Consider the following 26848-nt stretch of genomic DNA (forward strand, 5'->3'; position numbering starts at 1 on the left):
GCCGACGACGAGGGCGACCGCGACATCTCCGTGGACTCCACCACGACCGGCCTGAACGCCTTCCGCAAGGTCGCCGCCGACCCGATGTTCAACGTGGGCCTGTAGCTCCGCCGTCGGGTGACCGTACTCATCGACAGGGCACGCCGGACGGCACCGGCCAGCGATGGTCGACAGCGTCGTGGACCAGACGGGCCAGACCCTCCAGGCGTTCAGCTTCACCCGGTGGCAGGTCTTGCCCGCCAAGGTGGTGGAGGACGAGGGCGAGGTGGTCGAGGACCGCGCGGTGGTGCCGGGGGTCCCGGCTCGACCACGCCACTTCGCGCAGAAGCATGAGGAGGCGTGCCGTCACCTCGGGCTCCTGGGCGCCGTAACGGCTGGGCTGGGCGACGGCGAGGCGGAGCAACGAGCTGAGATCAGGACGGTCGAGAAGGACGCGGGGACGTCCTGCCTCATCGCGGAGGACGCGCGGGCCGCTGGGGCGATCGGCGGCACAGCACAGCAGCGCGGCCGCATGCCCGATCGCGTGCACGGCAGTGGTCGGATCGTTGACGCCGGGCGAGAGAGCCCGCAGTGCGATGTCGACGATCTGGCGGAGGCCGTACGCGACGTCCTGGGTCGCCGTGCGTTCGAAGCCGGTCTGCACGCCACGCTGGACGCGCGCTCGGAGGCGTTCGACGACGGCGTCGTCGAGCGGACGGTCGCCGGCCGGCCACGCCACGGCGATCGGTGTCCCGGCGACGAGTGAGTCGCCGGGGCGGCGATGCAGACGGACGACGGCGTCCGCCTCCACCACGGCGGCGAACAGAGCCTCTTCGTCGACAGCGATCAGGAACCCGGACGAGCCGGCACAGACGGTCACCGCGGCGTCGGCGGGGTCGGCCTCGACGATCGCCGACGGCGCGTCGGCCGCGACGAGTTCGCGCCGCAGGGTGCGGTTCGTCTCGGCGTGCACGTCGCGGAGCATGGACTCGACGCGGATCTTGCGAGCGAGGTGAGCGAGGAACACCACGAGCGCGATGACGCTCGCCAGGGTGAACAGGTAGGCGACGGTGACGGACAGTTGCGGGACGAACGGTTCCTGGCCGTCGAAGTCGGTGCGTACCGTCCGCATCACGGTCAGCGCGTACACAAAGGTGCCGAGCAGGGCCGCCAGGGTGACGTGCACGACGCGATCCTGCGAGAAGGTCCGCAGGACGCGGGGTGAATGCTGGCTGCTGGCGAGCTGCAGGGTCACCACCGTCAGGGAGAACGTCAGCGAGGTGACCGTGATCAGCGAGCCGGCCACCGCGGCGAGCACGCCGCGGCCGGCGTCTGGACCACCACGGAACAGGAAGTGGGTCAGGACCTCGGGCAGGCGGTGCACCAGGCGGTCGTCGAGTTCGGGCAACCCGACGCCGAGCAGGACCGCCCCCACCACACCGGCCATCGGCAACGGCCAGAGCCGGCTGCGCCAGGCATCCTGGACGGCACGTCGTCGTGCTCCTGCCCGTGCCATGGTCCGAAGAACCCCTCCCTCGATCGCTGCAGACCCGCGGCCCGCGCGAGCAGCGTCACGGCTCCTCCCAGGAGCATGACGGCTGTCCCCGTAGAGGTATCCCGCCGGCGCTCCGCCCACCCATGACAGTCGTGTGACAACATGTCGGCGACCTCGTGACAAACCAGCGGTCACCGTTCCGCCCGCGCCAGGGGTGCCAGGGACAGGGCGCAGAGACTCAACCCGCCACGCCGCGCACATGGGCAGAACGCGGCGCAAACCGACCCGGCGGACCGCCGTGTCGACCCGTTCGGCCGATCATGTTCACGCTCACCGGATCGCCGTCCCGGGCTACGGTCGGCTATGCATTTGGGACTTTCTGGAGGTAAAAGCACTTTCCGGCGGATTCTCGTCGGAGTGGTGGCCGCGGGAGTCGTCGTGTCCGGCGGCGCCGCCATAGCCGGCGTGGTCTCCGACGCCCCGGCTGCGGCCCCGTCGTTCAACGGTCCGGTGTACGCGGTCGCGTACCGAGGCGACACCGTCTATGTCGGTGGCACCTTCACCACTGCGATCGTCGGCCGCACGAAGATCGGCCGTCAGCGCCTGGCCGCGTTCAACGCCCGTACCGGCGCCCTGCTGGACTGGCGGCCCGCCGCGAACGCCACGGTGCGGGCGCTGGCCGTCGACGGCGCGTCCGTGTACGCCGCCGGAGACTTCACCACGATCGACGGCGCCACGCGGAAGTCGCTGGCCGGCATCAACGCGACCTCAGGCGCCCTGACCGCCTTCAAACACGCCGTCACTGGCCGGCCCCACTCGCTGGCGGCCGGCAACGGGCGCCTCTACCTCGGTGGCCGTTTCAGTGCGGTCGACGGTGCACCACGGACCAACCTTGCGGCGTTCCGGCTCGACAGTGGCACCCTGGACTCCGCGTGGGTACCCACGACGGACGACACCGTCAACGCCGTCGCGGTCCACGGTGATCGGGCCTACCTGGGCGGCAGGTTCCACAAGACCAACGGTGTCCGGTCGACGTTACGGCTCAGCGCCGTCGATGCCACCACCGGAGCGCTCGACAAGGGTTTCGCCCCGAAGCCGGTCTCCCAGGTCATGGCCGTGACCGCCGACGCGTACGGCGTGTACGCCGCGCAAGGAGGCCTGGGCGGCCGAGCGGTCGCCTACACGGGCGCCGGCGCCGTCCGCTGGACCCGGGTGTTCGACGGTGACGCCCAGGCCATCACCCGGCTCGGCGGGATCACCTATGTGGGCGGGCACTTCGACAACGCCTGCACCACCACCGACAACGGAGCACAAGGAGTCTGCACCGACGGTTCGGTGTCACGGGTCAAGCTCGCCGCCGTGGACGCCCAGGGAAACCTGACCGGCTGGGCGCCGCAGGCCAACGGCGTCACCGGAGTCCGTGCCCTCGTCGCGAATCCGGATCTGGCCATGGTCAGCGCTGGAGGAGACTTCACCACCATCGGCGGTACGGTCCGGAAACGCTATGCCTCTTTCACCGCCACAGCCACCGGCAGAGCGGACTCCGACGGAACCGTCGCCGCGTACAACTTCGACTCCACCGACGGCGACGGCACCTTCGACGACGGTTCCGGTGCCGGCCACGTTCTCAAGGCGGCCACCCGCAACGGCGCGACCCTGCGGACGACCGCGCACGACGCGGGCCAGGCGGTCGTCTTCCCGCCACCGTGTGACGGCAGCAGCTGCCCGCGGCTGGTGCTGCAGACCCCGAGTGCGCCCGACCTGAACCCGGGCAGCCGGCCCCTGCGGTTCGGCGCCTCCGTACGGCTGACGGCACAGCAGACCACCGACGGTCAGAACCTCCTGCAGAAGGGCTATTCCACCGGCGGCGGCCAGTACAAGCTGCAGGCCGACAAGCTGCCAGGCCACCCGAGCTGCGCCATGACAGGCGCCGACTCCCCCACGATCCATCTGGCCAAGAGCAGCGTCACGGTCGCCGACGGCGCCTGGCACCACCTGGAGTGCCGCCGCACCGCCACGACCCTGAGCATCAGCGTCGACGGTGTCGTCCGGGGAAGCACCACCGTCCCGGCTACCCTGTCCGTCGACAACACCGCGCCGCTGAGCATCGGCGGCAAGGGCCTGAGCAGCAACGCCGACCAGTTCCAGGGCACGCTCGACGACGTGTGGGTGGCCGTGGGCTGACAGGCGGCCTCCGACCCGGCAACCGGTCACGTATCGGAGGTACGGCCGGCTTCGGGGAGGCGTGCCGGCGCCCTCAGCTCGGCGAGTTCTCCCCGGAGCCGGCGCATCTCGTCGAGGAGCTCCGCCAGTTCCGCACGGGTGACCTCCTCCGGTGTCTGCCCCGCAGCGACGCGGTCGACGATCCAGCTGGTCACCGACCCGGTCACGAAGCCGAGAAGGCCGATGCCCCCGATCATCATGGCGACGGCCACCAGCCGTCCCTCCGTCGTCACCGGGGACAGGTCGCCGTACCCCACCGTCGTGATCGTCACCACGCCCCACCAGAGCGCCTCGGGGTAGGAATCGATGCCGGCACCCGGCTGTCCGCGCTCGGCGTCCAGCACCGCCAGCGCCGCCACCGCGACCAGCAGGACCGTGGCGCCGCCGACGTAGACGGCGAGACGCCCCCGGCTCCAGGACTCGGCCCGCTGGTTGAGGACCTTCAGCGCGAAGATCAGACGCAGCGCCCGCAACGGGCGCAGGACGGGCAGAACCAGGACGAGCAGATCGAACCAGTGCGACCGCACGAAGCGGCGCTTTCCCTCGGCCAGGGACAAGCGGGTCACGTAGTCCGCCCCGAACAACGCCCAGATGAGCAGACCTGCGCCGTCGCAGACCCGCCCCCATACCGGGCCGAGGCCCGGCCACAGGATGGGAACCGCGTAGACCGCGATGAACAGGACCGACATGGCAGTCAGGTAGGGCGCGGCGGCGCGTTCCCACCGATCGAGGCGGCTGTCTTCCGTCGTCATCACACTCCCCCGTCCGCGGTGACGCCACCGCCGGTCCGGCCCGAAAGCCCGGCCCGCTGAACACATGCCGGCGAGAAGTGTTCGGCAAACACGTGGCAGCCGGCACGCTGGAACATGACAAGTCCGTGACGGTTCCGCAGCGGCGCAGCGCAGTTGTCACGCGATTGTCACCGCAGCGGGGAAGGATCGTCGTATCGGAACCGGAGAGTGTTCCATGGTGCTGAACTCACCGAGCAGTCAGTGTGCGGGCGTACCGATGCGGGCGCCCGCACACGACAGCCCCGATGCAGTCGTCAGGTTCCCTGGACGTTGCGGAGCGCCGTACGGGATCCGGCGTTCTGCTTCGGTATCACGCTGAAGGTACCGTCGGTCTCGAGCACGACGGCCGCCACGAGGCCGAGATCACCGACTCCCTGCGCGCGGACGGCCTGCAGCACCTCGTTCTCCGTCACTCGCTGCCGACGCATCATGTTCTCGTTCATCCGGCCGTCGTGCACGAGCAGGGTGGGTGCGGACTTGAGCAGATGGCGGACGGTACCGCTGCGGACCGACAACCACGTCGCGAGAAGTTGCAGGATCACCAGCAGCACCAGCGCCGCCAGTCCTTCCGACAGGCTCACGTCGCGCGAGAGCAGGATCGTGGCCAGCGTGGAACCCAGCGCCACGGTGACGACGAAGTCGAAGGCGTTCATCTTGGCGAGCGTCCGCTTGCCGGAGATCCGCAGGACCACGATGAGCAGCGCATAGGTCAGGACGCCGATGACGGCGACGCGCCACAGGTCCTGCAGGCTGTCGAAGAACATGCGGTTGTACTACCCCGGCCTGCGGATTTGAGACGCCCGGTCCGCGTACGAGAGAGAGCGCGAGTCGAGGACGAACTGCACTCGTCGCGTCTCGTCCTCCTGCGCGTCGAGCACTGAGCCCTCGATCAACTCCCGTGTGCCCTCGGCGATGAACAGATGAGCGTCGAGGACGACGTCGCCGGGGTGCGGTGCCGGTGCGACCGCGATGTGCAGCGACATCCGGCCCGGTTGCGCGGCGATCCGTACGCCGGCGCCCGCTGGCAGGCCCGACCGGCTCAAGATCCGGCGGATGGCCGCGGTCGCCTTGTCCGACACGGTGATCACGGCAGTTCTCCCTTCACGTCTGCGTCTGTGCCGGGCGAGAACCCCCGGCTCCATGGTTCCCGCGGCGTTTGCGGGCCTCCCGCCGGCCCGTATCGGTCGACGCATCCGGCTGGAAATCGTCGATCGAGGCATTGAGCTCCGCGCCGACGAGCACGGCCAGCGCCGTGACGAAGAAGAAGATCAGCACGGCTATGGGTGCGGCCGCCGCACCGGCGTCGTCCCGGCCGCCCGAGGCGAGGTAGAAGCGCAACGCGGCGCTGCCGCCGAGCCAGAGCAGCATGGCCACCACTGCGCCGGGCAGGTCGCGCCGCCAGCGGGTCCGCACCGGCACGGCCACGTGATAGAGCGACGTCAAGCCTGTGAGCGCGAGGACGATCACCAGGGGCCAGTAGCCGGCGGTGACCAGCCATGTCAGGTGCCCTCCCGCGACGTCGGCGAGCAGGTCACCGGCGGTGGCCGGACCCAGGACGAGCAGGGGCAGCAGGACGGCCCCGATCACGAGAGAGGACAGATAGACCACGAGGCTGAGGACGCGGGTACGCCAGAAGCTTCGCAACCCGGCCATGTCGTACGCCAGTGTGATCGCCGAGACGTACGCATTGACCGCCGCGGAACCACTCCAGAGGGCGAGCAGCAGGCTGAACGTCAGTACCCCGGCGCCGCCCTCGCGCAGGGTGGTGGTCACCAACGGACGCACCACCTCCTGCATCGTGCGATCGGTGAACACGCCGTCGGCCCAGTCCACCACCGCGTTCGCCACCGGCGTTGCCATGTCCGTCCCGAACACCGAGCCGAACTCGCCGATGAGGGTCAGCAGCGCCAGCAGCAGCGGCGGCAACGACAGCATCGTCCAGAAACTCGCCTCGGCGGCAAGCCCGTGCACCCGGTCACGCATCGCCGCTCGCGCCATGCGCAGGGCGAGGTGGCCCGCCTCACGGAGACCGCCCAGGGCGCGGCTGTGCCACCGACGCAGGCCGGGCGCCAGGGTCTCGTTCATCGCCGCGCCAGGGCGCTGGGGGCCGAGGTCATCGAGGTTCTCCCGCCGGTCGTGATCGGTACCGGCGCGGCCCTACCCGACGGCACCGTTTCCAACCGCACCCCGGGAAGAGAAACCGCCCTCACGGGTAGGACGGCCCCTCATGGGTAGGACGGCGGTTCCACTCGTACGTCGAGCACCGGAGGAGACCGTGAAGCGAGGAATTGCCCGGACGGCCGTCCGGCGGTGGGGCGTGGCACTGGCCGTTCCGGTTCTGCTCGGCTCCTGCGCCACCACCGACGACGCCGGCGCACCCGAACCGGTCAGGACGCCGACGCCCACGCCCACCCTCGCCCTGCGCATCGAGCGAACGGGAGGCCTGATCGGCCCGGCGGTCGAGCCCGGCCGGTTGCCGGCCCTCAGTGCGTACGCCGACGGCCGCGTCATCACGCCGGGGCCGCAGATCGCCGTCTACCCGCCGCCGGCGCTGCCCGCTCTCCAGGTGCAGGACGCCGGGATGGACACGGTGGCCCGGCTGGCCGTCGACGCGGTCATGGCCGGCGTGCAGCCGGACACGGATTTCGGCGATCCCGGCGTGGCGGACGCCACGACAACCGTGGTCACGGCGGTCACCGGCGAGGGCGTGCACCGGGTGCGGGTTCCCGCCCTGATCGAGGCGTCGGTCGACGACCCGGAGCTCACGCCTGCGCAGCGAGCCGCACGCACCCGGCTCAAGAACTTCATCCAGCGGGCCACCCGTCTGCCGACGGACGACCACCTGCCGGAACCTGAGCCGTACCGCAGCGTCTCCCTGGCGGCTCTGGCCCGGCCGTACACCCCGGCCGACGAGGCACCAGTGAGCCCGGCACCGACGCGGCAGTGGCCCGGTCCTGCGCTACCGGGCGCGGTGGTGGCCACCGACGGCCGCATCACCTGCACAGTCGTGACCGGCGCCGAGGCCGACCGGGTACGCGACGCCGCCGCGCAAGCGAGCGTCCTCACGCCGTGGCGGTCCGGGGACAAGACATGGGACGTCACCTTCCGCCCACTACTGCCCGATGAATCCGCCTGCACGGACCTCGCCGGTTTCTGACCGCATCGGGCCGTGTTCAGCACGGGGCCGGAACCCGGCCGATGACGATCGTTTGAAGCGCGGGCGGGAGGGGCAGGCAGCCCGCCGCTGGGCATCGCCCTGCAGCACGACCACTCCCTGGGCATCGTCCTGACCATCGCGCTGACCCTCGAGGATGTGATCACCGGCATGTCGGTGGCCACCACCGTACGGCGGGCCCTGGGCGACGGCCCCATGCTGGCCCGCATGTCCGACGTCGCGGCCGGGCTTCCCGCCGGGGCAGTCGCCGGTGCGTTCCTCGGCGGCACGCTGACCGGCCCTCTCTACACCGGGGTCCTCGCCTTCGCCGCCGTCTCCCTGCTCTTCCTCGCCCTCGAGGAGCTCCTGCGTGAGGCACACCGACGCGACGGACGGCCCTGGGTCACCGGCACCCTGTTCCTCGGCTTGCTCGTGTTCCTGCTGGTGGAGCAGCTCATCAGATGACCCGCACCGCGACGTCACGCCCAGGGCGTCTGCTGATGCAGCATGAGCCGCCATCCGTCGGGGTGGGGCACGTACGTGCTCGACGCCGTCGCCCGGTACGGCGTCTGCAGGCGGCGGCAAGCCGTGACGTCGTAGACCACGACGACCGCCTCGCCCAGGTGTGCCACGTGCCGCTTGACCAGGTCGTACCACTCCCACGGGGGCACACCGTCCCACGAGGCCAACGTCTGCGCCTTGTCGAGCAGAGCGCCGGGCACGACGACGACGGCGTCGTCGGCGAGCATCACCTCGTAGAAGGCCCGGCCCTCCCCTCGGCAGAGGGCGGCCCATCCCTGCTCTTCCAGGCACATGAGCTCTTCAATCCGCGTCTCGGTCATGCCCGGCCGCTACCCCGCTCCGGATTTTCCAAAGCCCGCTCGGTCGCGGACGGTCGATTCGTTGCCCGCATGGGGGCGCCTCGAACGGGTAAGCCGCCGCATCCGATCGGCACGCCCTGGCAGCGCGCGTCCGGCCGGCACAGCGGCACATCGACACCTGGGAGTCACCGATGAGCGAGAGCACCACGGGAAACACCGGCCGGCCGGTGGCCGAGCGGTCCGCCGCGGACCGGCTGGCCGGCGACATGGCAGATGTGGCACGCGAGGAGATGCAGACGGTACGGACCGAGTTCGTCGAAGCGGCCCGCCCCGCCGCGTCCGGCGTGCTGCTCCTCGGGGCTGCCGCCGGGTGTGCCGTTCTGGGCGTCGGCGCGGCGTCTGCCACCGTACTGCGCATCCTGGAGACCTTCCTGCCCCGCAAGCTTGCCGCGGCGGGCCTGACCGCGGGCTATCTCACCGGCGCCGCGGTGCTGGGGGTCGTGGGCCTGCAGCAGTTGCGCGAGGCCGGCGGCAGCTCGCAGCGGCTGGCCGAGGAGATTCAGGAAGCGATTTCCGGCACGGTGAGCCGGATCCGGCAGGCCGGGGCCGCGGCGGCCCGCGACGTCCACAACGGCTGAGCGGCCGGGCGGCGCAGCGGATCGCCGGGCGCGTCCGGTCCTGCATGGACATCCGCGAGGCGTCAATCCGACGCCTCCGATCGCGACGGTGCCCGGCGGTCCGCCCGCCGCCCGAGCACGGCCATCGCCACCCAGACCAGGGTGGCGGCCACCTTGGTGGCCGGGCCGGGCTTGTGGCGCGGCGGCGGTAGCACCACCCCTTCCGGCGGTTCGTCCTGTTCCACGATGACGCCGGGGAAGGCCGTCCGCGCGGCGTCGAGCGCCTCCCGCCGGTCCGGGAACGCCTCGTTGCTCACCAGCTCCTCGCCGGCGCCGTACCAGCGCCACCGCCACATGTCGTCCGGGTTGCGCCACAGCCGGATGCGCTCGTCCGGCTCGCCGCCCGGTTCGGGGGCGACGCTGTGCCCGGACAGGCCCGCGTGCAGGTCCTCGCGGGTGAGCTCGCCCAGGCTCGTCGCCGTGCCCGCTCGCAACGCACGGGCGGTGAAGAACGCGGTCGCGGCGACGACGAACGGCAGCACCAGCACGAGGATCTGCAGCGTACGCAGGATGCCGGTCACCGGGATGCGGGTCAGCCGGGCGATGATGTCGTCGGCCGCGGTGACGAGCAGAACCGCGAAGAACGTCAGGGCGTACGCGCCGACGGCCACCCGCCACGGGCTCTCCCGGGGGCGCTGGAGGATCTGGTGCGACGCCTTGTCGCCGGTGCGCCACCGTTCCAGCCAGGGCCAGGCGTACAGCAGCAGGAAGGTCACCGTGCCCACGCCGACGGCCGGCAGGAAGGGTGCGGGAACGAGGTGGCCGAAGACGTGGAACTCGATCGGCGGGAACAGCCGCAGGGCGCCGTCGCCCCAGGCCACGTACCAGTCGGGCTGGGCCGGGGAGGTGGCCTGCGCGGGGCGGAACGGGCCGTAGATCCAGACCGGGTTGATCTGCACCAGGCCGCCGAGGGCGAACACGGCCGCGAACACGCCGGTGAGGAGGCTCAGCGAGCGGACCGCGTACGCCGGCCACAGCCGCGACCCGACGACGTTGTGCTCGCGACGCCCCGGGCCGGGGAACTGGCTGTGCTTCTGCCGGATGATCATGACGAGGTGCACGGAGATCAGCGCGAGGAAGACGCCCGGCACGATGAGCACGTGGCTGATGTAGAGCCGTGGTGTCGTCTCCGGGGTGGGGAACTCGCCGCCGAAGGCGAGCATCGCGATCCACTCCCCCACCACCGGGATCGACAGGACCGTCGAGTAGATGATCCGCAGGCCCGTGCCGGACAGCAGATCGTCGGGCATCGAGTAGCCGGTGAAACCGTTGAGCAGCGCCAGGGCCAGCATGGTGACGCCGACGACCCAGTTGAGCTCGCGCGGGCGGCGGAAGGCGCCGGTGAAGAACACCCGCAGCATGTGCAGGACGATGGCCGCGACGAAGAGCAACGCCGCCCAGTGGTGCGCCTGCCGGATCAGCAGGCCGGCGCGGACGTCGAAGCTCAGCGCCACGGTGGAGGCGAAGGCGCTGGACACCTCGGAGCCGTCGAGCGGCTGGTACGCCCCGTCGTACACCGTCCCGGACGTGCTCGGCTCGAAGAACAGCGTCAGGTACGTGCCGGTGAGCAGCAGCGCCATGAACGCGTACAGGGCGATCTCGCCGAACATGAACGTCCAGTGGTCCGGGAACACCTTGGCGAGGGCGGTGCGCCCGATCGAGGTGGTGCCGAGCCGGGCGTCGAGGGCGCGGTAGAGCCGCCGGGTGATCACGGCCGGCTCCAGAATCCGGCGCCCGGCGGTGCGGTGAAGTCACCGCGCGCCCGCAGGAAACCCGCCGCGTCGACGTCGAAGGGCAGGCCGGGCAGCGGTCGCGCGGCCGGCCCCGCGATGGGGTCGGCGTCCCGGTAGAGGTCGAACGCGCTCTGGTGGCAGGGACAGAGCATGCGGCCGGTGGTCTGCTCGTACAGGCCGACCGGGCAGCCTGCGTGCGTGCAGAGCAGCGAGTACGCGACCACACCGCCGAGGTCACCGGCCGCCGGCCGGCGATCGAGCAGGGCCGGGTTGAGGCGTACGACGAAGGCGGGGGCGTCGCCGTCGCGGGTGTGGCCCTCGGGCACGACGATCTGGATGGTCCCCGCCTGGATGTCGGTGAGCCGCACCGGCTCGCCCTCCGGCGTCACCATGCGCACCCCCGCCTCCCATGCGGTGCGTCGCAGCATCGTGACGGGGGCGGGTTTGCGGAACGACAGCAACGACCGCAACGGGAACAACAGCGCCACGCCGATGGCACCGACGCCCAGCAGCAGCATGCCGACCAGGCCGCGGCGCTGCAGCGGGCTCTCCGGGCCGTCGGTCGCCGCGGCCAGCAGGTCGCGCTGCCGCGGTGGGGCGGCCAGCTCGGGCTTCTGTTCCACGAAGCCGCCGGTCGGCAGCAGCCGGCTGCCCCAGACGGCCAGCCCGTACGCGAGGCCGGCGAACGCCACGGCGAGGCTCAGCCCGAGGAGCTGGGTGTTGCCGCCGAGTCCGTAGGTCACCGCGAAACCCACGGCGCCGAGCACGGTCACCGCGAAGGCGAACCGGATGCGGCGCACCGCGCCTGTCTGGTCGCTCATCGGCCCGGTTCCGCTCATCGGGCCCGGCTCCCGAGCCGGCGGGCGAGCAGAAGCACGATCGTGAGGCCGAACACCCAGGCCACCGCTCCCTCCGTGAAGGGGCCGAGCCGGCCCAGGGGCCAGCCGCCCCGGTCCAGCTCGCCCCGGTCGTCCTGCAGAACGCCGACATACGCGGCCACGTCGTCGACCTCCTCGTCGCTGAGCACGTCGGGCGGGAACTCGGGCATGAGTCCCGGTCCCACCCGTACCGCCTCCCCGATCTGGGTCGGGGTGGCCCGGAACAGCGACGGCGCGATCCGCCCGTTGTTCAGCGTGGCCCCCACCCCAGCGGCGGAGTGGCACGCCGAGCAGTAGGTCAGGTACAGCTCCCGGCCGGAGCGGGCGCTGCCGCCGCCGACGGCCGGAATCGGCGGGCCGCTGGCCGGTGGGAACGACGCGACGTGCTGCACCAGGGCCCGGATGTCGGACTCCGAGAAGACCGCGTCCTGATGCGCGTTGGGCTTCCCCTCCTTCCGCAGCGGCATACGGCCGGTGCTGAGCTGGAAGTCGACGGAGGCAGGCCCGGCGTCGGCCAGGGAGGGCCCGCGCTGGGTGCCCTCGCCCTGCTGGCCGTGGCAGCTGGCGCAACTCTGCTGGTACAGCACGGTGCCGCGGTCAGGGCCGGTGGGCGGCGCCGGGGACGTCGACGGTGACGGCGAGGGTGCGGGCGCCGCCAGCGGCAGGCCGAGCACGCCGAGCCCGGCCGCCGCGGCCAGCATCCGGTGACCCCGGCGCGGCGGCGAGGGTTGGTCGGTCACGGTACCCCCTCAGTCCAGCGTGAACAGGTAGGCGGCGATGTCCCGCGCGTCGGTGGAGGTGACCCCGAGGTCCGGCATGGCCGTTCCGGGCTCCACGGCCTGCGGGTCCATCACCCAGTGCCGCAGGTTCGGCCCGCTGTTGACCAGTTCCCCGGCGATGTACGACCGGCTGCCGAACTTCGTCAGGGGCGGGCCGACGAGCCCGTTCGCCCCTTTGACCCCCGGCACGGTGTGGCAGGAGCCGCAGCCGTACGTCGAGATGAGCCGCTCGCCACGGGCCGGATCGCCGTCGGGCACCTCGGCCGGTGGCCCCGGTGGCACCGCCGCGCAGGCGGCCGGCGCCAGCAGCAGGGCGGCGGTCGCGGCGAGCGGCCAGACGAGGCGTAGTCGACGGGCGATCATGCCGGTATCTCCTCTCGGCTCGGACGCAGATCGCGGTCGGCGGGGCTGCTGCGGTCCAGCCGGACCATCCAGCGCAGGAAGACGGCGACCGCGGCGACGAGCATGACGACGTCCATCGGGATCCACATGATCAGACCGGCGAGCTGCTGGTCGGCGAGCGGATCCGGCCCCGCGAGGGCCCCGGCCGGATAGATCGGCGCCGAGGCCAGCGTCAGGACGGCGCCGAGCGCGGCGGCGGGCATTCCGGCAGCGAACAACAGCAGGAAGGTGGCCGGTCCGCCCAGCCCTCGGTGGCCCGGGGCCAGCACCGTGGCCCACAGCAGCCACGCGGCGGCGGTGAAGGACAGATGCTCCACGCCGTGAATCCAGGCGTCTTCCTCGGCCCACATGTACGGCTTCGGAAGGTGCCACAGCCACAGCACGACCGTGTGCACACCGGCGGCGACCAGGGCGAGGTTCAGCGGCCGGCGCAGCCAGCGGCCGGCCGCACCGGCGCGGAACCGGGCGATCACCGTGCGCACGCGGCGCGGGGCGGCGAGGGTGAGCGGCAGGCCGGCGCCGCCGGCGGCGAGCAAGGGCCCGGCCACCAGCAGCAGGATCATGTGCTGGGTCATGTGCCCGGCCAGGGACCGTTCGGCCGCCTCGTGCACCGGGCCGCGCTGGGCGAGCAGGATGACGACGAGCCCGGCGGGGAACGCCGCGGCGCGCCAGCGCGACACCACCGCGCCCGCGCCACGCCGCGCCCACAGCTCGTGCACACCTCGGCCGTACGCCGCTCCGAGGCCGGTCACTGCCAGCAGGCCCGACACTTCGACCCACCGGTCGGCACCACCCGGGTCGGCGTGGGCGAGGACGACGGCCGCCGCGGTCACTGACATGGCGACAACACCAGCACCGCAGCGCCGCCGGCGGCGATGATCGACAGGAAGAGGGCGTTGGCGCACAGCCCGATGAGCAGCATCATGCCGGTGCGCTCCATCCGCGGGTCGTCGTCGTCCCGCGCCGCAGTCGCACGCCGCCAGCCCCGCCAGGCGAGCAGCAGTGCGGCGAGGGTGATCAGGCCCGGCACCACCACGCCGGCGCCCACGATGCCGCGTATCGGGATGCCCCCCACGCTGGTGTTGCCGGAGCGGCAGGTGAGCTCGTCGACGCCCCAGGCGACGAAGAGGTGCAGCGCCCAGGCGAGCGCGCCGCCCAGCACGGCGAACCAGAGCAGGAAACCGCTGGCCCGGCGGGTTTGTGTCGGCATCACAACCTCGGCGACAGGTAGAGGCTGATGAAGATGGCCACCCACACGACATCCACGAAGTGCCAGTAGATGGCGGTGAGCCGCACGCGCTCATGACGGCGGTAGCCGAAACTGCCGCGCAGGGATGCCGCCAGCAACCATCCGACCATGAGCAGTCCGACGGCGACGTGGAACCCGTGCAGGCTCGTGATGGAGTAGAACAGCGAGCTGTACGCGTCGGTGGTCAAGGTGTGCTTCTTGAGGTCCTCGGAGTACTCCCACGCCTGCAGGCCGAGGAAGGACAGCCCGAGCACGAGCGTGATCGCCAGGCCGGCGCGCAGCCGCCACCGCTGTCCCTTCCGGATGCCGCGCTCGGCCCACATGACCGGGACGCTGCTGGGCAGCAGCACAGCCGTCATGATGATGACCTTCATCAGCTTCGGGTCCTCCAGCGGTGGCGGCGGCCACTGCGGACCCGACTGGAAGCGGACGTAGAAGTAGCTTCCCAGCATGGCGGCGAACACGGTCGCCTCGGTCGTGACGAACAGGATCATGCCCCACCAGCCGGTGGTACGCCCGGACGGCATCTCGGCCGACAACAGCCGCGGCGAGGTCGCCTTCTCGGTCACCGCCGTCATGACGCCACCCCTGCTTCCTCGGGCGACCGTTCCGGTGGCCACATCCAGCGGGCGACCGTGCCGAAGATCAGCAGTGCTCCGGCGCCGGCGAACCAGTACCAACCCCACAGCACGCCGAGCACGACGACGAGGATGCCCAGCGCGGTGACCAGCGGCAACAGCGACTCCTCAGGCATCTCGACCGCCCCCTCCTCACGGCCGTCCAGCTCGCTGGTGGTCATGGCCTGGTGATCCGGCAGGGGCGGGTCCGTGGCGAGCGCGGCGGTGGTCCGCTCGTCCCACATCGGATGGACACTGTGCACCTTCGGCACCGTGACGAAGTTGTACGGCCGGGGCGGCGAGGTCGTGGCCCATTCCAGGGTGTCCCCGCCCCAGGGGTCATCGGGTGCCGGCCGCCCCCGCCGGATGGCGTGCAGCACGCCGATGAGCACCAGGAGGAGGCCCACGGCGAGGATGTACGCGCCGACGGTGGAGATGAAGTTCCACAGGTCCCAGCCCAGATCACCGGGGTACGTGTAGATGCGCCGCGGCATGCCGAGCAGACCCGACACGTGCATGGGCATGAAGGTGGTGTTGAAGCCGATGAAGACCAGCCAGAAGGCCCAGCGGCTGAGCTTCTCGGCGTACATCCTGCCGGTGAACTTCGGCAGCCAGTAGTAGATCCCGGCGATCATCGGGAAGACGGCACCGCCGAAGAGCACGTAGTGGAAGTGCGCCACCACGAAGTAGGAGTCGGTCACCTGCTGGTCGAAGGCCGTGATGGCGAACATGACGCCGGTGAAGCCGCCCAGCACGAACGTCACGATGAAACCGACGACGAACAGGAACGGCGTACGCACGACGATCCGTCCGCGCAGCATCGTGAAGAGCCAGGCGAAGATCTGGATGCCCGACGGGATGGTGATCAGCGTGCTCGCCGCGCTGAAGAAACTGTAGGACAGCTGCGGCAGCCCGGTGGCGAACATGTGGTGCACCCACACGCCGAAGCTGATGATCGAGATGGTGACGATCGCCAGGACCATCAGCGGGTACGCGACGACGCCACGCCGGCAGAACGCGGGCAGCACCGCCGAGACGATGCCCAGCGCCGGCATCACGATGATGTACACGTCCGGATGCCCGAAGATCCAGAAGAGGTGCTGCCACAGCAGGGTGCTGCCGCCGTGCGCGGGGTCGAAGAAGTGGGCGCCGAAGCGGCGGTCCAGGAAGAGCATCACGTTGGCGACGTTCAGCGCGGGCAGCGCGAAGATCACCATGAACGAGGTGCCGACGATCGCCCAGACGAACAGCGGCACCCGGTTGAGCGACATGCCGGGGGCCCGCATCTTCACGGTGGTGACGATGAAGTTGATGGCGCCGGCCGTCGTCGAGACGCCCAGGAACAGCAGTCCCAGCGAATAGACGTCGAGGTTGATGCCCGAGGAGTACGGCGTGTCGGTCAGCGGCACGTACCCGAACCAGCCACCGTCCGGGGCCCGCCCGACCATCTGGCTGGCGAACATCACGATGCCGGAGAAGGCGAAGACCCAGTAGCCGAAAGCGTTGAGCCGGGGGAACGCCATGTCCCGGGCGCCGATGAGCAGCGGCACGAGGAAGTTGCCGAAGCCGAAGAACATCGGCGTCGAGAACAGGAAGATCATCGCCGTGCCGTGCATGGTGAACAGCTGGTCGTACGCCTCCGGCGACAGCACCGTGGCGTTCGGCCTGGCCAGCTGCGTACGCAGGATCATCGCATCGGTGCCGGCCAGGATGAAGAAGATCCCGGCGGTCACCATGTACCGGCGGCCGATGCGCTTGTGGTCCACAGTGCTGAACCAGCTGCGCAGCGACGGCCGCTCACCCCACTCCTTCTCCAGCTCGGCCTCGGCCTCGCCGCGGGAGATGGAGCGCGCCTGTTCCTCGGTCTCGACGCTCATGCGCTCCCTACTTCAGCGATTGCAGGTACGACAGCAGGTCCTGCAGATCCTGCGCGGCGACGGGCTGCGGCGGCATCGCGTTGCCCGGCTTGATGGTCTGCGAGTTGACGATCCAGCCGCCCAGGTGGCCCGCGTCGTTGGGCGCCGCCCCCGCGCCGATGCTCCACCGCGAGCCGATCGTGGTGAGGTCCGGTCCGACCTCGCCCACCGCGGAGGTGCCACGGATCGTGTGACAGGAGGCGCACGAGCTCTGCTCGAACACCTGACGGCCCCGCTGCTGCGCCGCGGTCAGCGTGCCGGTGGCGGGCTGAGCGGTGGAGGCCACCCAGGCGTCGAAGGCGGTACGGGGCTCAGCGACGACCCGCAGGGCCATGAACGCGTGCTGCTTGCCGCAGTACTCCGCGCACTGGGCCCGGTAGGTGCCGGCGCGGTCGGTCTGCAACCACGTCTCGTTCACCTTGCCGGCGATGAGGTCCGTCTTGGGCATCAACTGCGGCACCCAGAAGCTGTGCTGCACGTCCGCGGTCCGCAACCGCACCCTGACCGGTTCCCCGACCGGGATGTGCATCTCGTTGGCGGTCACCGCTCCGGCGCTGTCCGGGTAGTGAATCTCCCACCACCATTGGTGCCCGATGACCTCCACGGTCACGTCCGGCTTCTGGCCGGGAGCGGCGAGCGCGTTCAGGTCGCGCAGGCCGAGCCCGTACGCGGCGACAAGGATGACGAGCGGGACGGCGACGCCGAGCACCGTGATCGCGCCGATCGCATCCCCGCCCTTGATCCTGGCGGTGGCCCGGCGGCGCCGCCACAGCGCCCAGCCCAGGATCAGCATGACCTCGGCGAAGACGGCCATCGAGATCCAGAAGAGCAGCCACCAGAGTCCTTCGATGCGCTGCGCCCCGGCGCCGGACGCGTGCAGGGTCGACTGTTGCTGCCGGGCGCACCCCGCGAGCAACAGCGACAAGAGCACGATCGACAGCCGCCACGGGCGCTGTCGTGGGTGGCTCTGCCCCATCCGATCTCCCTTCGTCAGCGGGGCGCGCTTGCCCTCAACCGTGGGCGTCAAACGCCGCGCGGGCGAAATTCGCCGCAAGATCTCAGCTTGCTGATGGTTTGACGGCCCGTCCTCCGGGCAAGCGCGCGCCACCGTTTCCTGCGGAGGAGCACACATGCCGAACAATCTGCCGACGCCCCTGCTCGACGGCCGCCGTGCGACCCGGGACCGGCGCAACCTCGGCTGGGGAGCGGCGGGACTGGGCGTGGCGGGCGTGGTCGCCGCGTTGACCGTCGCACCCGCCGACGCCGTTCAGGGCCAGGCGCAACGTCTGATGTACCTGCACGTGCCCACCGCCTGGACGGCGTACCTCGCGTTCTTCGCGGTGCTCGTCAGCAGCGGCGCCTACCTGATCTGGTCCGACCCCCGGTGGGACCGGGCGGCGCGAGCCGCCGCGGAGATCGGGCTGGGCGCCACCGTCGTCACCTTCGCCGTGGGCACGGTCTGGGGCCGGGCGACCTGGGGCGTCTGGTGGGCCTGGGATCCCCGGATCGTCAGCACGATCGTCCTGTTCCTGATCTACGCCGCCCAGGTGACCGTGCGGGGCGCCGAGGGGGATCCGCACCGCGGCGCCCGGCGGGCCGCCTGGCTGGGCGCGGCGGGCTTCGTGATGATCCCGGTGGTGCACTTCTCCGTCGTGTGGTGGCGCTCCCTGCACCAGCAGGCCACCGTGCTGGCGCCGAGCGCGAGCCCGCCGATCGACACCGTCATGCTGGCCACCCTGCTGCTCTGCGTTGCCGCGTGCACGGTCACCGCGGCCTGGTTGTTCCTGCGCCGGCTGGCCGTCCTCGAGCTGCGTGCGGGCGTACGGACGCCGGCGAGGCGAACCGTCCCGGCGGGGCGTCCGTGACACCGCGGCGCAGCCGTGCGCTGCTGCTCCTGATCGTGGTGGCGGGCGTCGCCCTGCTGGTCGCCGCGGGCCTGCAGAACACGCTGACCTTCTACCGCTCTCCCAGCGAGGTCGCCGGGCACACCTCCACCCACGAGCGGGTCCGACTCGGCGGCGAGGTCGTGCCGGGTTCGCTGCGTACCGACGGCGGGCTGACCCGGTTCCGCATCGGCGACGGCACCACCGAGATCGCGGTGGAACAGGTCGCCGACCTGCCGGGCACGCTGCGCGAGGGCCAGGAGGCCGTGGTGGAGGGCACGCTGGACGCCCACGGGGTCTTCCGGTCCGACACGGTGATGGCCAAGCACGGCAACGAGTACCGCCCCGCCCAGGCGGGCGGGCAGGGCAGCCCGTGACCGGCCGGCTCGGAGAACTCGCGCTGGGCGCCGGGCTGGTCGCGGCGGTCGCGACCGCCCTGCTCTGGGCCCGCGTCGCCCTGCTCGGCGTCTCCGCCCGCCCGGCACGCGCCGCGACGTGGGCCACCCTCGCCATGGCCGTTCTGGCCTGCGGTGTGCTCGAGGTGGCACTCGTCGGGCACGACTTCAGCGTCCGGTACGTGGCCGAGAACGGCGGCCGTGACGTTCCGCTGTATTACACGGTCACGAGCCTGTGGGCGGCGCTCGACGGCTCGCTGTTGCTGTGGCTGCTCGTGCTGGCCGGCTGCGCGGTGCTGGTGGGCAGTCGCCGCCCCGAGCGCGCCGGCCCGCTGCAGCCGTACGCGATGGCCGTCATCGGCGTGGTGGCCGTGTTCTTCTTCGCGCTGACGTACTTCGCCGCCAACCCGTTCGCGTCCGTCTCACCGGTGCCCGCCGACGGTCCCGGGCCCAACCCGCTGCTGCGGGAACACCCCGCCATGGGCGTGCACCCCCCGCTGCTGTACGCCGGCTACATCGGACTGGTCGTGCCTTTCGCGTACGGGATGGCCACCCTGCTCGCCGGCCGCGCCGACCGGCTGTCCGTCGCCGTGGTCCGCCACTGGACCCTCGTCTCCTGGGCCCTGCTCACCGGCGGCATCACGCTGGGCGCCTGGTGGTCGTACGCGGTCCTGGGCTGGGGCGGCTACTGGGCCTGGGACCCGGTGGAGAACGCATCCCTGCTGCCCTGGCTGACCGCCACCGCGCTGCTGCACACCCTGTCGGCGGGGCGCCGTACGCCCGCCCTGCGCTCCTGGACGATCGCGCTCGCGTGCGGGAGCTTCCTGCTGGTGCTGGTGGGCACCTTCCTCACCCGCTCCGGCGCCGTGGCCAGCGTGCACACCTTCACGGCGTCGCCGCTCGGCCCGATGCTGCTGGGTTTCGTCCTGCTCAGCGTCACGGTGGTGCTCGGTCTGCTCGTGTGGCGGTCGGGCGTGGCCGCCGGAACGCAGCCGTCGCCGTTGCTGGCCCGCGAGTCCGTGATGACGGGGAACGCGGTCCTCATGGTGGCGATCGCGGCGATCGTGCTCACCGGCACGCTGTTCCCGTTGCTGGTCCAGGCGGTGCAGGGCCATCAGGCGGCCGTCGGGCCGGGCTACTTCAACCGGGCCGCGGTGCCCGTCGCGCTGGTCGTGTTGCTGCTGATGGGGCTCGCGCCGCTGCTCCGCCCCGGCCGCACCGCCGACCTGCGGGACCTGCGGACACCAGCGCTGGCCGGTCTCGCCGCCGCGGCGGTCGTCGGCCTCCTCAGCCGCCCCGGAGTGCTCGCGCTCGCGGCTTTCGCGCTGGGGGCGTACGTCCTCACCGGACTCGCCCAGGCGCTGATCCGACGGCCCGGCGGCCTGCGGCGGTACGGCTGGATGACGGCGCACGCCGGGATCGCGATCGTCGCCGTGGGAGTCGCCGCGTCGTCCGCCTACACGGTCAGCACGGAGCGGCAGCTGCGCGTCGGTGAGAGCCTCAACGCCGGCGGTGTGACGGCCCGGCTGGACACCGTGGACCGCCTCGGTGCGGACAGCGGGATGAGGGTCCGGGTCCGCCTCACCCTCGGCGGTGAGGCCGGTGGCACCAGCGAGCCGCAGTTGCGCTACTACCCTGCCCGGGATCTGACCGTCAGCGTGCCGGCCATCCGCTCCGGTGTCACGGGCGACGTCTACGCCACCGTGCTCGGCGCTGCACCCGACGGATCAGGCGCCACCGTACGGCTGGCCGTGAACCCGCTGGTGTGGCTGGTCTGGCTCGGCGGCGGCATGACGGCTCTCGGCGCGTTGGCGGCCACCGTACGGACACCGTCGCGACGCCGCACCGCCACCCCGGCGCCGGAGGTTCCCGTGTCTGTGGGTACGGCATGAGCAGGCGGCGGGTCGTCGGCGCGTTGCTGGCGACGGCCGCGGTGGTGTCGCTGGGCATCACCCTGGCGTCCGGCATGGGCCGGGCGTCCGATGCTCCGGAACCGTCGGCGACGGGCCCGGTGACGCAGGCACGCAGCGGGACGGCGCCCGGGCTCAGCGGGCGGACCCTGACCGGTGCGGCCTTCGACCTGACCACGCTGCGGGGCAAGGTGGTGCTGGTGAACGTGTGGGCGTCATGGTGCGATCCGTGCCGTGCGGAGCTGCCGGTGCTGGCCGGCGCCCAGCGGCGCTGGTCGGCCGAGGGGCTCGAGGTCGTGGGCATCGACATCCGGGACAACGCCGAGTCGGCTCTGGGGCTGCTCAGCGAGCTGGGCATCCCGGACCTACGCAGTGTGGCGGACCCGCGAGGTACCGTAGCCGTGGCGTGGGGTGCCCGCGGGGTCCCCGAGACGTTCGTCGTGGACCGGACCGGGCACGTGCGATGGTGGGCGCAGGGCGCGGTGGACGCCGCCTGGCTGGAGGAGCGGATCCCGCCGCTGCTGGCTTCATGAGGCTGCGCCGTCTGCTCCTGCTCGGCGTGGCCGCCGTGTTGCTGGCGGCGGCCGGGGCGGCCCTGTGGCGCTCTGCCGCACCACGCCCGGAGACCGCCCACAGCATCGCCGACCAGCTGCTCTGCCCCGCGTGCCAGGGCGAGTCCGTGGCCCGGTCGCAGTCCCCGATGGCAGCCGCCATGCGCGACACCATCGAGCAGCAGCTCGCCGCCGGCCGCAGTCCCGGCCAGATACGCCGGTTCTTCGTGGACCGATACGGCACGGGTGTCCTCGCCGAGCCCGGCTACGACGGCATCGGGATCCTCCTCTGGGTGCTGCCTTCGCTCGCCGTCGGCGCGGTCGCCTTCCTCGTCGTCCGGCAACGACGCCGCCGGCCCGCGGAGCCGGCGCGAGGAGAGCCGGACACGGCACCATCACCGCGGACCGGGCGGGCGCGGACGTGGGATGCGGTGGCGGTCGCCGTCATCGCCCTGGTCGCCGTGGTCGCGTTCACCAGTCCCGAGCGCGGGAACACCGATCGGCCGGCCCGGGCGGCGGACGCCACGTCGTCGCTGCTGACGCTGGCGCGGTCGCTGGAGGATCAGGGCCGGTACGCCGAGGCGGCCGAGGTGTACCGCGACGTGGTGGCGCAACAGCCGGACGACCGTACGCGGCTGCGGCTGGCGTTCACTCTGTTGCGGTCCGACCGGGCGGCCGAGGCAGCCACCACGGCCGGGGAGGTGCTGCGCGACTCCCCCGGCAGCACCGAGGCCCTGCTCATCCTCGGGCTGGCCCAGCGGGCGACCGGCTCGCCGGACGCGACGGCGACCCTGCGCCGTTTCCTGAAGGCGGCGCCGGACGATCCGGCCGTCCCCGAGGTCCGCCGGCTGCTGGCCAAGTCCTGAGCCGTCGCGGAGCGGGGCGCCCGGCGGCTCACCAGTCGTCGGTCATCAGCATGTTGCAGACGTCGTGCACGCCGGGCGTCTCCCAGGCGCGGCGACCGGCGGCCTCGCGGACCTCCGCGGTGTCCACGGCGCCCTCGAGGATCACGACGCCGTTCTGGACGGTCACCTGGACGTGACGGCCGCGGATCTGCGTGTCGGCCACCAGCCCGTCGGCGACCCGGTGCACCAACCGCAGGTCCGACTCGTCCCACTCGTCCTCCGAGTCGTCCCAGGCGTGCCGGTCATCGGGCTCCTCCCAGGGTTCCGGCACCTTGAACTCGTCCCAGAGATAGCCGCGTTCGAAGTCGGCCCAGAGGTCGTGCACGCCGGCGTCGTCCCGGCGTCCGGTTCCGTCGAAGTCGTCCCCGGGTCCGGGAGAGCAGGGGGTCATGGCAGGCTCCTCGGTCCGATCGATCGGGCGGGCCGGGAACGCGCCGGCCAGCGCCCGGGCCACAGGGAGACAGGCTCGCACCGGCACATCGCAGGGTTCCTGCACCCGCATGACAGTTGTGTGACGGTCCTCGGTGGCGTCATGACGGCCGGGTCACCACGCAGAAGGCGGTGGATTCCAGGGCCCGGACGATGCCGGCCAGGCAGGTGAAGTCGACCGGCTTGGCCGCATAGCCCTGCACCGGCAACGCTTCGCGCCGGACGATCCGCTCCGCGGCCGGGGAGTCGACGAGAACGATCACCGGGAGCTCCCGGGTCGGCGGGTGATCCCGCAGCCACCGCAGCAGATACCGCCCGTCGTGGCCCGGCAGGCTGAGATCGAGCAGCACGACGTCCGGGGCCGGCGCGGCCTCGTACGGCGGCTCCCGCCGCAGGAAAGCCAGGGCCCGGCGCGCGTCGTGCACGGCGTGGACGCGATTGAGGACCTTGTGTGTCTCCCACGTCTCGCGGAGATAGAGCTCCTCCGCGGGATCATCCTGGACCAAGAGGAACTCGACCGTCGCAGGACTCACCGAGCCTCCCGGATAGGTGCATGAGTGCACGGAAAGGCCCGATGATAACCCTACGAGCGGGTACGGACGTACAGCCGGATCCCGGTGCCCACCCCCAGGGCGACCATCGCGGCCAGCACCACCCACAGGATCGCGGGCTCGACGGGCGGCGTGACGCCGGTGTTCGCCCGGGCCAGTGCCAGCCCGGAGGTGTCCTGCGCGGCGGGAAGGGCGGCCGGCGCGAGCATCTCGTAGCGCACCAGACCGGTGCTCTCGAGCATCTTCATATGGTTCATGACGAAGGTGTTCGCCTGGTCGGCCAGCTCACGGACGATGGGATCACGGGTTGCGGCCCGCACCGCTCCGATCACCGGGAAGATCTTGCCGTGGGCGTTGCGCAGCCGCGTCACGAAGATCTGGTCGAACTGGCGGCCGCGGTTGTTCTGCATCTCGGTGAGCCACCCCTGCTGCTGGGTGGTGGGGGTGGCCGGGATCGTGGCGCCCAGCTTGTTCGCCGCGTCGACCACGAGCCGGTCCAGTTCGACGTGCTGGTCGGCGATCATCTGACCGACCTTGCGCACCTGGGCCGACCCTCCCCGGGTGGCGGCCATCTGACCGGCCGGGATCTCCCAGAGGCCGGCTTGGCGCACCCCGTTGAGCAGCAGCATGTCCGCGGCGTTCAACTGGGTCGGGCCGCCGGGCGCGGCCGTCGCGGCACCGGCGGGTACGGCGACCAGCACGGCGACGGCGGCAAGGACGGCGAACAGGCGTTTCATCAGCACCTCCGAGGATCTCGGGGTGGGATACGCACGCGGGCCGGAATTGGTTCACATGTGCACGTATTTTTCGGTGCCGGTCACACGGACTCGGCCCAGCGCCGCCACCATTGCGCGTCGGTGAGCTCGCCGGAGGCCTCCACGAGCGCGTCGATCACCGCGGCGAAGGCGATCGGCCGGGTCATCGACAGCTCCGCCACCAGGGCGCCGATCTCGGCCGACCGGCGCCGCATGACCTCGCCGATCAGGTCACGCCCCGCGGGTGTCAGCGTCACCCAGGCGGCCCGGCGATCGTCGTCGCGGTTGCGGCGGGCGACCAGCCCCTTGCGGACCAGCCGGTTACACATCCGGGTGGCGGTCGACGACGTCACGGCGAGCTCCTGGGCCAGGTCCGTGATGCGCTGCGGGCCCCGGGAGACGAGCACGACGAGCGTGCGGAACTGGCCGAGCGTGACGTCCTCGTCGAGACCGGACAGCGACCGGGCCGCGAGACCGACGAACACCCGGCTGAGGGCGAGCAACGCGGCGGTGACCTGCTGTTCGGCCTCGTCGCGCGGCCCGGCGGCGGAAACCGTCATGGCTTCACTCTGACACAGCGGCCCGCCGCGCCCCGCGCGGGACGGCGTCGCACTCGGCTGATGACGAGACGGAGCGGATGGCCGGCACACGGACGGCCGCGAGACCGACGCCGGCCGGGGCGCGCAGGCGGTGGAGCCGGAGAACCGGCTCCACCTGTTCGCGATCGATACGGCGTCAGGCGCCGCGACGGGCTCCGGACGAGCGGGAACCCCTCGTCAGGATCATCGCCGCCGCGACACCGAGCAGCAGGACGACGACCCCCGTGATGACGTTGTTCAGCACGATTCCGGTGGAGCTGCCGGACTGCTGGATCACCCACTGCGAGACCACGATCCAGCCGCCGATGACGGCGGTCGCCCAGCTGAGCCGCACCATGCGCTGCGGCATGAGGGTCAGCCCCAGCGCCACCACGGCGACGGCGATGCCCAGGATCAGGTTGCTCCGGGCCACATCGGGAGCGGTCGCGTTGAAGTGGATCACCCACGGCGAGATCGCCAGCCACAAGCCGGCGAGCAGGACGAGCCCGTCGGTGATCACGGCGGGGCCGCTGGCGGACGCCCGTTCGTAGCGGGCCTGCATCTCGACGAGGTCGGGATGCGTGACCATCGTGGTGCCGTACCGCGATGTTTCGGTCATTCTTCTCACCTCCATGGAGAAGGATCGCGTACGGGCCGCCTACCCCATGCCGGTCCTCACCCACTCCGATGCGGGCAGGCATTTCGGCGTGTCCGGGTCACGGGGCGCGGGCCCGGACACGGCGCGGTGCCGACAACGGCCTCCAGCGGGCTTCCCGGCAGTGCCGGACCGGCAGAGGACTGCTGCTGACGTCCTCAGGCGCGCCAACGCGTGGCCGGCCCGGCGCCCACTCTCCAGCGAGCGTCACGACCGTCTCCGCATGGCCCCAGGACTGCCTGCGCCCCGCGGACGCCGCCGAGGGCACAGTCCTCTGCGGAGCTGCGCCTCCGCCGGGAACCGCGACCGGGCGGACGGCCGGCGGGGTGAGCGGCCGGCAGGGCAGGAGGCGGGTCACCCCGAGCCGGCACAGGATGTCGAAGAGCTCCGGCGGCACATTGACGACCGCGATGCGGGCGCCGCTCGCCCCGGCAGCCCGATAGGCTCCCACCAGGGCCTGGGCCATCCCCACTCCCGCCCCGGTGGCCTGCCGCAGGTCGACCACAACTCGTCCGCGGCCCGTCCGGACCGCGGCATCGACCACGGCCTTGCGCAGGAGCGCGGTGTCCGTCTCGCCGGCGGCGGTGATCACGGTCGCCTGCCGGGTGTCGGCCACGGTGATGCCGGCGGCGGCGTACGGAGGTTCGGCGGCCACCTCCGCGGCGTCGGTGAGGTGCAGCCGGAGCCGGTCCAGCGTGCGTCGCAGCAACCGGGACACGTTCATCTGTGACATGCCCAGATCGGTGGCTATCCGTTCCTGCGTCGCCCCGGCGAAGAAGTAGTAGGTGAGGATGTACCGATCCCGTTCCGGCAGGTCACGCACCAGATCCCGGAGCGCCAGCCGGTCGCAGAGGGAGAGCAGGGCGTCGTCCTCGGCGCCGACGAACTCCTGCCGCTCGCCCGCGTCGTCGTCGGCGGACACCCGCTTGTTCAGCGACCCCACGTCATAGACCGCGGCGGCGCCGAGCGCTTCCAGGACCTCGCGCTCGGCCAGGCCGAGGACCGCGGCGATCTCGGCCGTGCCGGGCGAGTGCCCCAGGGACTGCGTCAGCTCCGCCCGGGTCTGCGTGACCGCGAGATACCGTTCCTGCAGGCGGCGCGGGACGTGCACGTCCCAGCCGTGGTCCCGGAAATGCCGCTTCACCTCGCCCGTCACGGTGGGGATCAGGTAGCCGAAGAACGGCTTGCCCCGACCCGGGTCGAACCCGTCGACCGCCTTGAGCAGCCCGATCGCGGCCACCTGCCGGAGATCCTCGGCGTCCTGCCCACGGTTGCGGTAGCGGTGGGTCAGCCGGGTCGCCAGCGGCAGGTTCAGCTCGACGATGCGGGCGCGGATCCGCCGGCGTTCACCGTCGCCGAGCGCCGTCTCGTGCAGGTCGCGGAACAAGGCTTCGGTCATCCGCTCCGTCTCGTCCACAGCCGAGTGCGACGCCGCCTCGTCAACGGGCGGGCGCCGGGCAGCGACACGGTGCATCGTCATGCATCTCCTCCGCGGGACAGAAAACGTCGCTGCCGACACTCG

The 26848-nt window shown here is 71.7% G+C and carries 30 protein-coding genes; 9 read left to right on the forward strand and 21 right to left on the reverse strand.

Annotation, left to right across the window (positions count from 1 at the left end; translation table 11 throughout):
• Window positions 1–127 precede the first annotated feature (127 nt).
• Window positions 128–1495, reverse strand: a complete 1368-nt coding sequence (locus tag AB0K03_RS07365; protein WP_364681732.1) for a DUF2254 domain-containing protein — start codon at window positions 1493–1495, stop codon at window positions 128–130.
• 396 nt (window positions 1496–1891) lie between these two features.
• On the opposite strand from AB0K03_RS07365, the gene AB0K03_RS07370 reads away from it, so the two are divergent.
• On the forward strand, window positions 1892–3658 hold the full coding sequence (locus tag AB0K03_RS07370) for a LamG-like jellyroll fold domain-containing protein (RefSeq protein ID WP_364681734.1): 1767 nt from the start codon (window positions 1892–1894) through the stop codon (window positions 3656–3658).
• Between the two features lie 26 nt (window positions 3659–3684).
• On the opposite strand, the gene AB0K03_RS07375 is transcribed toward AB0K03_RS07370, so the two are convergent.
• The 4 genes from AB0K03_RS07375 to AB0K03_RS07390 form a co-directional block, all read right to left on the reverse strand.
• Window positions 3685–4449: a potassium channel family protein gene (locus AB0K03_RS07375; RefSeq protein WP_364681736.1), complete on the reverse strand. Its 765-nt coding sequence runs from the start codon at window positions 4447–4449 to the stop codon at window positions 3685–3687.
• A 293-nt stretch (window positions 4450–4742) separates the two neighbouring features.
• On the reverse strand, window positions 4743–5252 hold the full coding sequence (locus tag AB0K03_RS07380; RefSeq protein WP_364681738.1) for a YetF domain-containing protein: 510 nt from the start codon (window positions 5250–5252) through the stop codon (window positions 4743–4745).
• 9 nt (window positions 5253–5261) lie between these two features.
• Window positions 5262–5576 carry a hypothetical protein gene (locus AB0K03_RS07385; RefSeq protein ID WP_364681740.1) on the reverse strand — a complete coding sequence of 105 codons (315 nt, stop codon included), beginning with the start codon at window positions 5574–5576 and terminating at the stop codon, window positions 5262–5264.
• 13 nt (window positions 5577–5589) lie between these two features.
• Complete coding sequence (locus tag AB0K03_RS07390) at window positions 5590–6573, reverse strand: YihY/virulence factor BrkB family protein (protein WP_364681742.1); 984 nt, start codon at window positions 6571–6573, stop codon at window positions 5590–5592.
• A gap of 190 nt (window positions 6574–6763) precedes the next feature.
• Here AB0K03_RS07390 and AB0K03_RS07395 point away from each other — a divergent pair, with 190 nt between their 5' ends.
• Window positions 6764–7645 carry a hypothetical protein gene (locus AB0K03_RS07395; RefSeq protein WP_364681744.1) on the forward strand — a complete coding sequence of 294 codons (882 nt, stop codon included), beginning with the start codon at window positions 6764–6766 and terminating at the stop codon, window positions 7643–7645.
• Between the two features lie 156 nt (window positions 7646–7801).
• Entirely contained in the window at window positions 7802–8107 is a 306-nt protein-coding gene (locus AB0K03_RS07400) for a hypothetical protein (RefSeq protein ID WP_364681746.1), read from the forward strand.
• Between the two features lie 14 nt (window positions 8108–8121).
• Here AB0K03_RS07400 and AB0K03_RS07405 read toward each other — a convergent pair whose 3' ends face one another.
• The gene (locus AB0K03_RS07405) at window positions 8122–8484 is read right to left on the reverse strand and encodes a nuclear transport factor 2 family protein (protein WP_364681748.1); all 363 of its coding nucleotides are present in this window, start codon (window positions 8482–8484) and stop codon (window positions 8122–8124) included.
• Window positions 8485–8654: 170 nt separating this feature from the next.
• On the opposite strand from AB0K03_RS07405, the gene AB0K03_RS07410 reads away from it, so the two are divergent.
• Entirely contained in the window at window positions 8655–9101 is a 447-nt protein-coding gene (locus tag AB0K03_RS07410) for a phage holin family protein (protein ID WP_364681750.1), read from the forward strand.
• 62 nt (window positions 9102–9163) lie between these two features.
• Here AB0K03_RS07410 and AB0K03_RS07415 read toward each other — a convergent pair whose 3' ends face one another.
• From AB0K03_RS07415 to coxB, 9 genes are read right to left on the reverse strand one after another with little or no spacing between them, the layout of a single operon-like run.
• Window positions 9164–10852, reverse strand: a complete 1689-nt coding sequence (locus AB0K03_RS07415; protein WP_364681751.1) for a ubiquinol-cytochrome c reductase cytochrome b subunit — start codon at window positions 10850–10852, stop codon at window positions 9164–9166.
• On the reverse strand, window positions 10849–11694 hold the full coding sequence (locus tag AB0K03_RS07420; RefSeq protein ID WP_364681752.1) for a Rieske 2Fe-2S domain-containing protein: 846 nt from the start codon (window positions 11692–11694) through the stop codon (window positions 10849–10851). Before AB0K03_RS07420 ends, AB0K03_RS07415 begins: the two co-directional genes overlap by 4 nt.
• A gap of 14 nt (window positions 11695–11708) precedes the next feature.
• Window positions 11709–12491 (reverse strand): c-type cytochrome, encoded by a 783-nt coding sequence (locus AB0K03_RS07425; RefSeq protein ID WP_364681754.1) that lies wholly within the window; start codon window positions 12489–12491, stop codon window positions 11709–11711.
• Between the two features lie 9 nt (window positions 12492–12500).
• Entirely contained in the window at window positions 12501–12893 is a 393-nt protein-coding gene (locus tag AB0K03_RS07430) for a c-type cytochrome (protein WP_364681756.1), read from the reverse strand.
• Window positions 12890–13771 (reverse strand): cytochrome c oxidase assembly protein, encoded by an 882-nt coding sequence (locus tag AB0K03_RS07435; protein WP_364681758.1) that lies wholly within the window; start codon window positions 13769–13771, stop codon window positions 12890–12892. The genes AB0K03_RS07430 and AB0K03_RS07435 overlap by 4 nt, the downstream gene beginning before the upstream one ends.
• Window positions 13762–14142, reverse strand: a complete 381-nt coding sequence (locus AB0K03_RS07440; protein ID WP_364681760.1) for a hypothetical protein — start codon at window positions 14140–14142, stop codon at window positions 13762–13764. The genes AB0K03_RS07435 and AB0K03_RS07440 overlap by 10 nt, the downstream gene beginning before the upstream one ends.
• Window positions 14142–14759 carry a cytochrome c oxidase subunit 3 gene (locus AB0K03_RS07445; protein ID WP_364681762.1) on the reverse strand — a complete coding sequence of 206 codons (618 nt, stop codon included), beginning with the start codon at window positions 14757–14759 and terminating at the stop codon, window positions 14142–14144. The genes AB0K03_RS07440 and AB0K03_RS07445 overlap by 1 nt, the downstream gene beginning before the upstream one ends.
• The gene (ctaD, locus tag AB0K03_RS07450) at window positions 14756–16675 is read right to left on the reverse strand and encodes a cytochrome c oxidase subunit I (RefSeq protein WP_364681764.1); all 1920 of its coding nucleotides are present in this window, start codon (window positions 16673–16675) and stop codon (window positions 14756–14758) included. The genes AB0K03_RS07445 and ctaD overlap by 4 nt, the downstream gene beginning before the upstream one ends.
• 7 nt (window positions 16676–16682) lie before the next feature.
• Window positions 16683–17690 (reverse strand): cytochrome c oxidase subunit II, encoded by a 1008-nt coding sequence (gene coxB, locus AB0K03_RS07455; RefSeq protein WP_364681766.1) that lies wholly within the window; start codon window positions 17688–17690, stop codon window positions 16683–16685.
• A 154-nt stretch (window positions 17691–17844) separates the two neighbouring features.
• Between coxB and ccsA the strand changes: the two genes are divergently transcribed.
• The 5 genes from ccsA to AB0K03_RS07480 are packed head-to-tail and all read left to right on the forward strand — an operon-like array spanning window position 17845 to window position 22319.
• Window positions 17845–18579: a cytochrome c biogenesis protein CcsA gene (ccsA, locus tag AB0K03_RS07460; RefSeq protein ID WP_364681768.1), complete on the forward strand. Its 735-nt coding sequence runs from the start codon at window positions 17845–17847 to the stop codon at window positions 18577–18579.
• Complete coding sequence (locus AB0K03_RS07465) at window positions 18576–18974, forward strand: cytochrome c maturation protein CcmE (RefSeq protein WP_364681769.1); 399 nt, start codon at window positions 18576–18578, stop codon at window positions 18972–18974. The genes ccsA and AB0K03_RS07465 overlap by 4 nt, the downstream gene beginning before the upstream one ends.
• Window positions 18971–20884, forward strand: a complete 1914-nt coding sequence (locus AB0K03_RS07470) for a cytochrome c-type biogenesis CcmF C-terminal domain-containing protein (protein WP_364681771.1) — start codon at window positions 18971–18973, stop codon at window positions 20882–20884. Before AB0K03_RS07465 ends, AB0K03_RS07470 begins: the two co-directional genes overlap by 4 nt.
• Window positions 20881–21435, forward strand: coding sequence for a redoxin domain-containing protein (locus AB0K03_RS07475; protein ID WP_364681773.1), 555 nt, complete (start codon window positions 20881–20883; stop codon window positions 21433–21435). Before AB0K03_RS07470 ends, AB0K03_RS07475 begins: the two co-directional genes overlap by 4 nt.
• Complete coding sequence (locus tag AB0K03_RS07480) at window positions 21432–22319, forward strand: cytochrome c-type biogenesis protein CcmH (RefSeq protein WP_364681775.1); 888 nt, start codon at window positions 21432–21434, stop codon at window positions 22317–22319. The genes AB0K03_RS07475 and AB0K03_RS07480 overlap by 4 nt, the downstream gene beginning before the upstream one ends.
• Before the next feature lie 28 nt (window positions 22320–22347).
• On the opposite strand, the gene AB0K03_RS07485 is transcribed toward AB0K03_RS07480, so the two are convergent.
• The 6 genes from AB0K03_RS07485 to AB0K03_RS07510 all read right to left on the reverse strand — a co-directional run bounded on the left by AB0K03_RS07485 (window position 22348) and on the right by AB0K03_RS07510 (window position 26806).
• Window positions 22348–22749, reverse strand: coding sequence for a BON domain-containing protein (locus tag AB0K03_RS07485; protein ID WP_364681777.1), 402 nt, complete (start codon window positions 22747–22749; stop codon window positions 22348–22350).
• 139 nt (window positions 22750–22888) lie between these two features.
• Entirely contained in the window at window positions 22889–23320 is a 432-nt protein-coding gene (locus AB0K03_RS07490) for a response regulator (RefSeq protein ID WP_364681779.1), read from the reverse strand.
• Between the two features lie 50 nt (window positions 23321–23370).
• Window positions 23371–24075, reverse strand: a complete 705-nt coding sequence (locus tag AB0K03_RS07495; RefSeq protein WP_364681780.1) for a DUF4142 domain-containing protein — start codon at window positions 24073–24075, stop codon at window positions 23371–23373.
• 80 nt (window positions 24076–24155) lie between these two features.
• A complete protein-coding gene (locus AB0K03_RS07500) occupies window positions 24156–24653 on the reverse strand; it encodes a MarR family transcriptional regulator (protein WP_364681782.1) in 498 nt (165 codons plus the stop codon).
• Window positions 24654–24828: 175 nt separating this feature from the next.
• Entirely contained in the window at window positions 24829–25290 is a 462-nt protein-coding gene (locus AB0K03_RS07505) for an SPW repeat protein (RefSeq protein WP_364681784.1), read from the reverse strand.
• Between the two features lie 97 nt (window positions 25291–25387).
• A complete protein-coding gene (locus AB0K03_RS07510; RefSeq protein ID WP_364681786.1) occupies window positions 25388–26806 on the reverse strand; it encodes a SigB/SigF/SigG family RNA polymerase sigma factor in 1419 nt (472 codons plus the stop codon).
• Window positions 26807–26848 lie beyond the last annotated feature (42 nt).

Source organism: Actinoplanes sp. NPDC049316 (genome assembly GCF_040677315.1).
Lineage (GTDB): Bacteria > Actinomycetota > Actinomycetes > Mycobacteriales > Micromonosporaceae > Actinoplanes.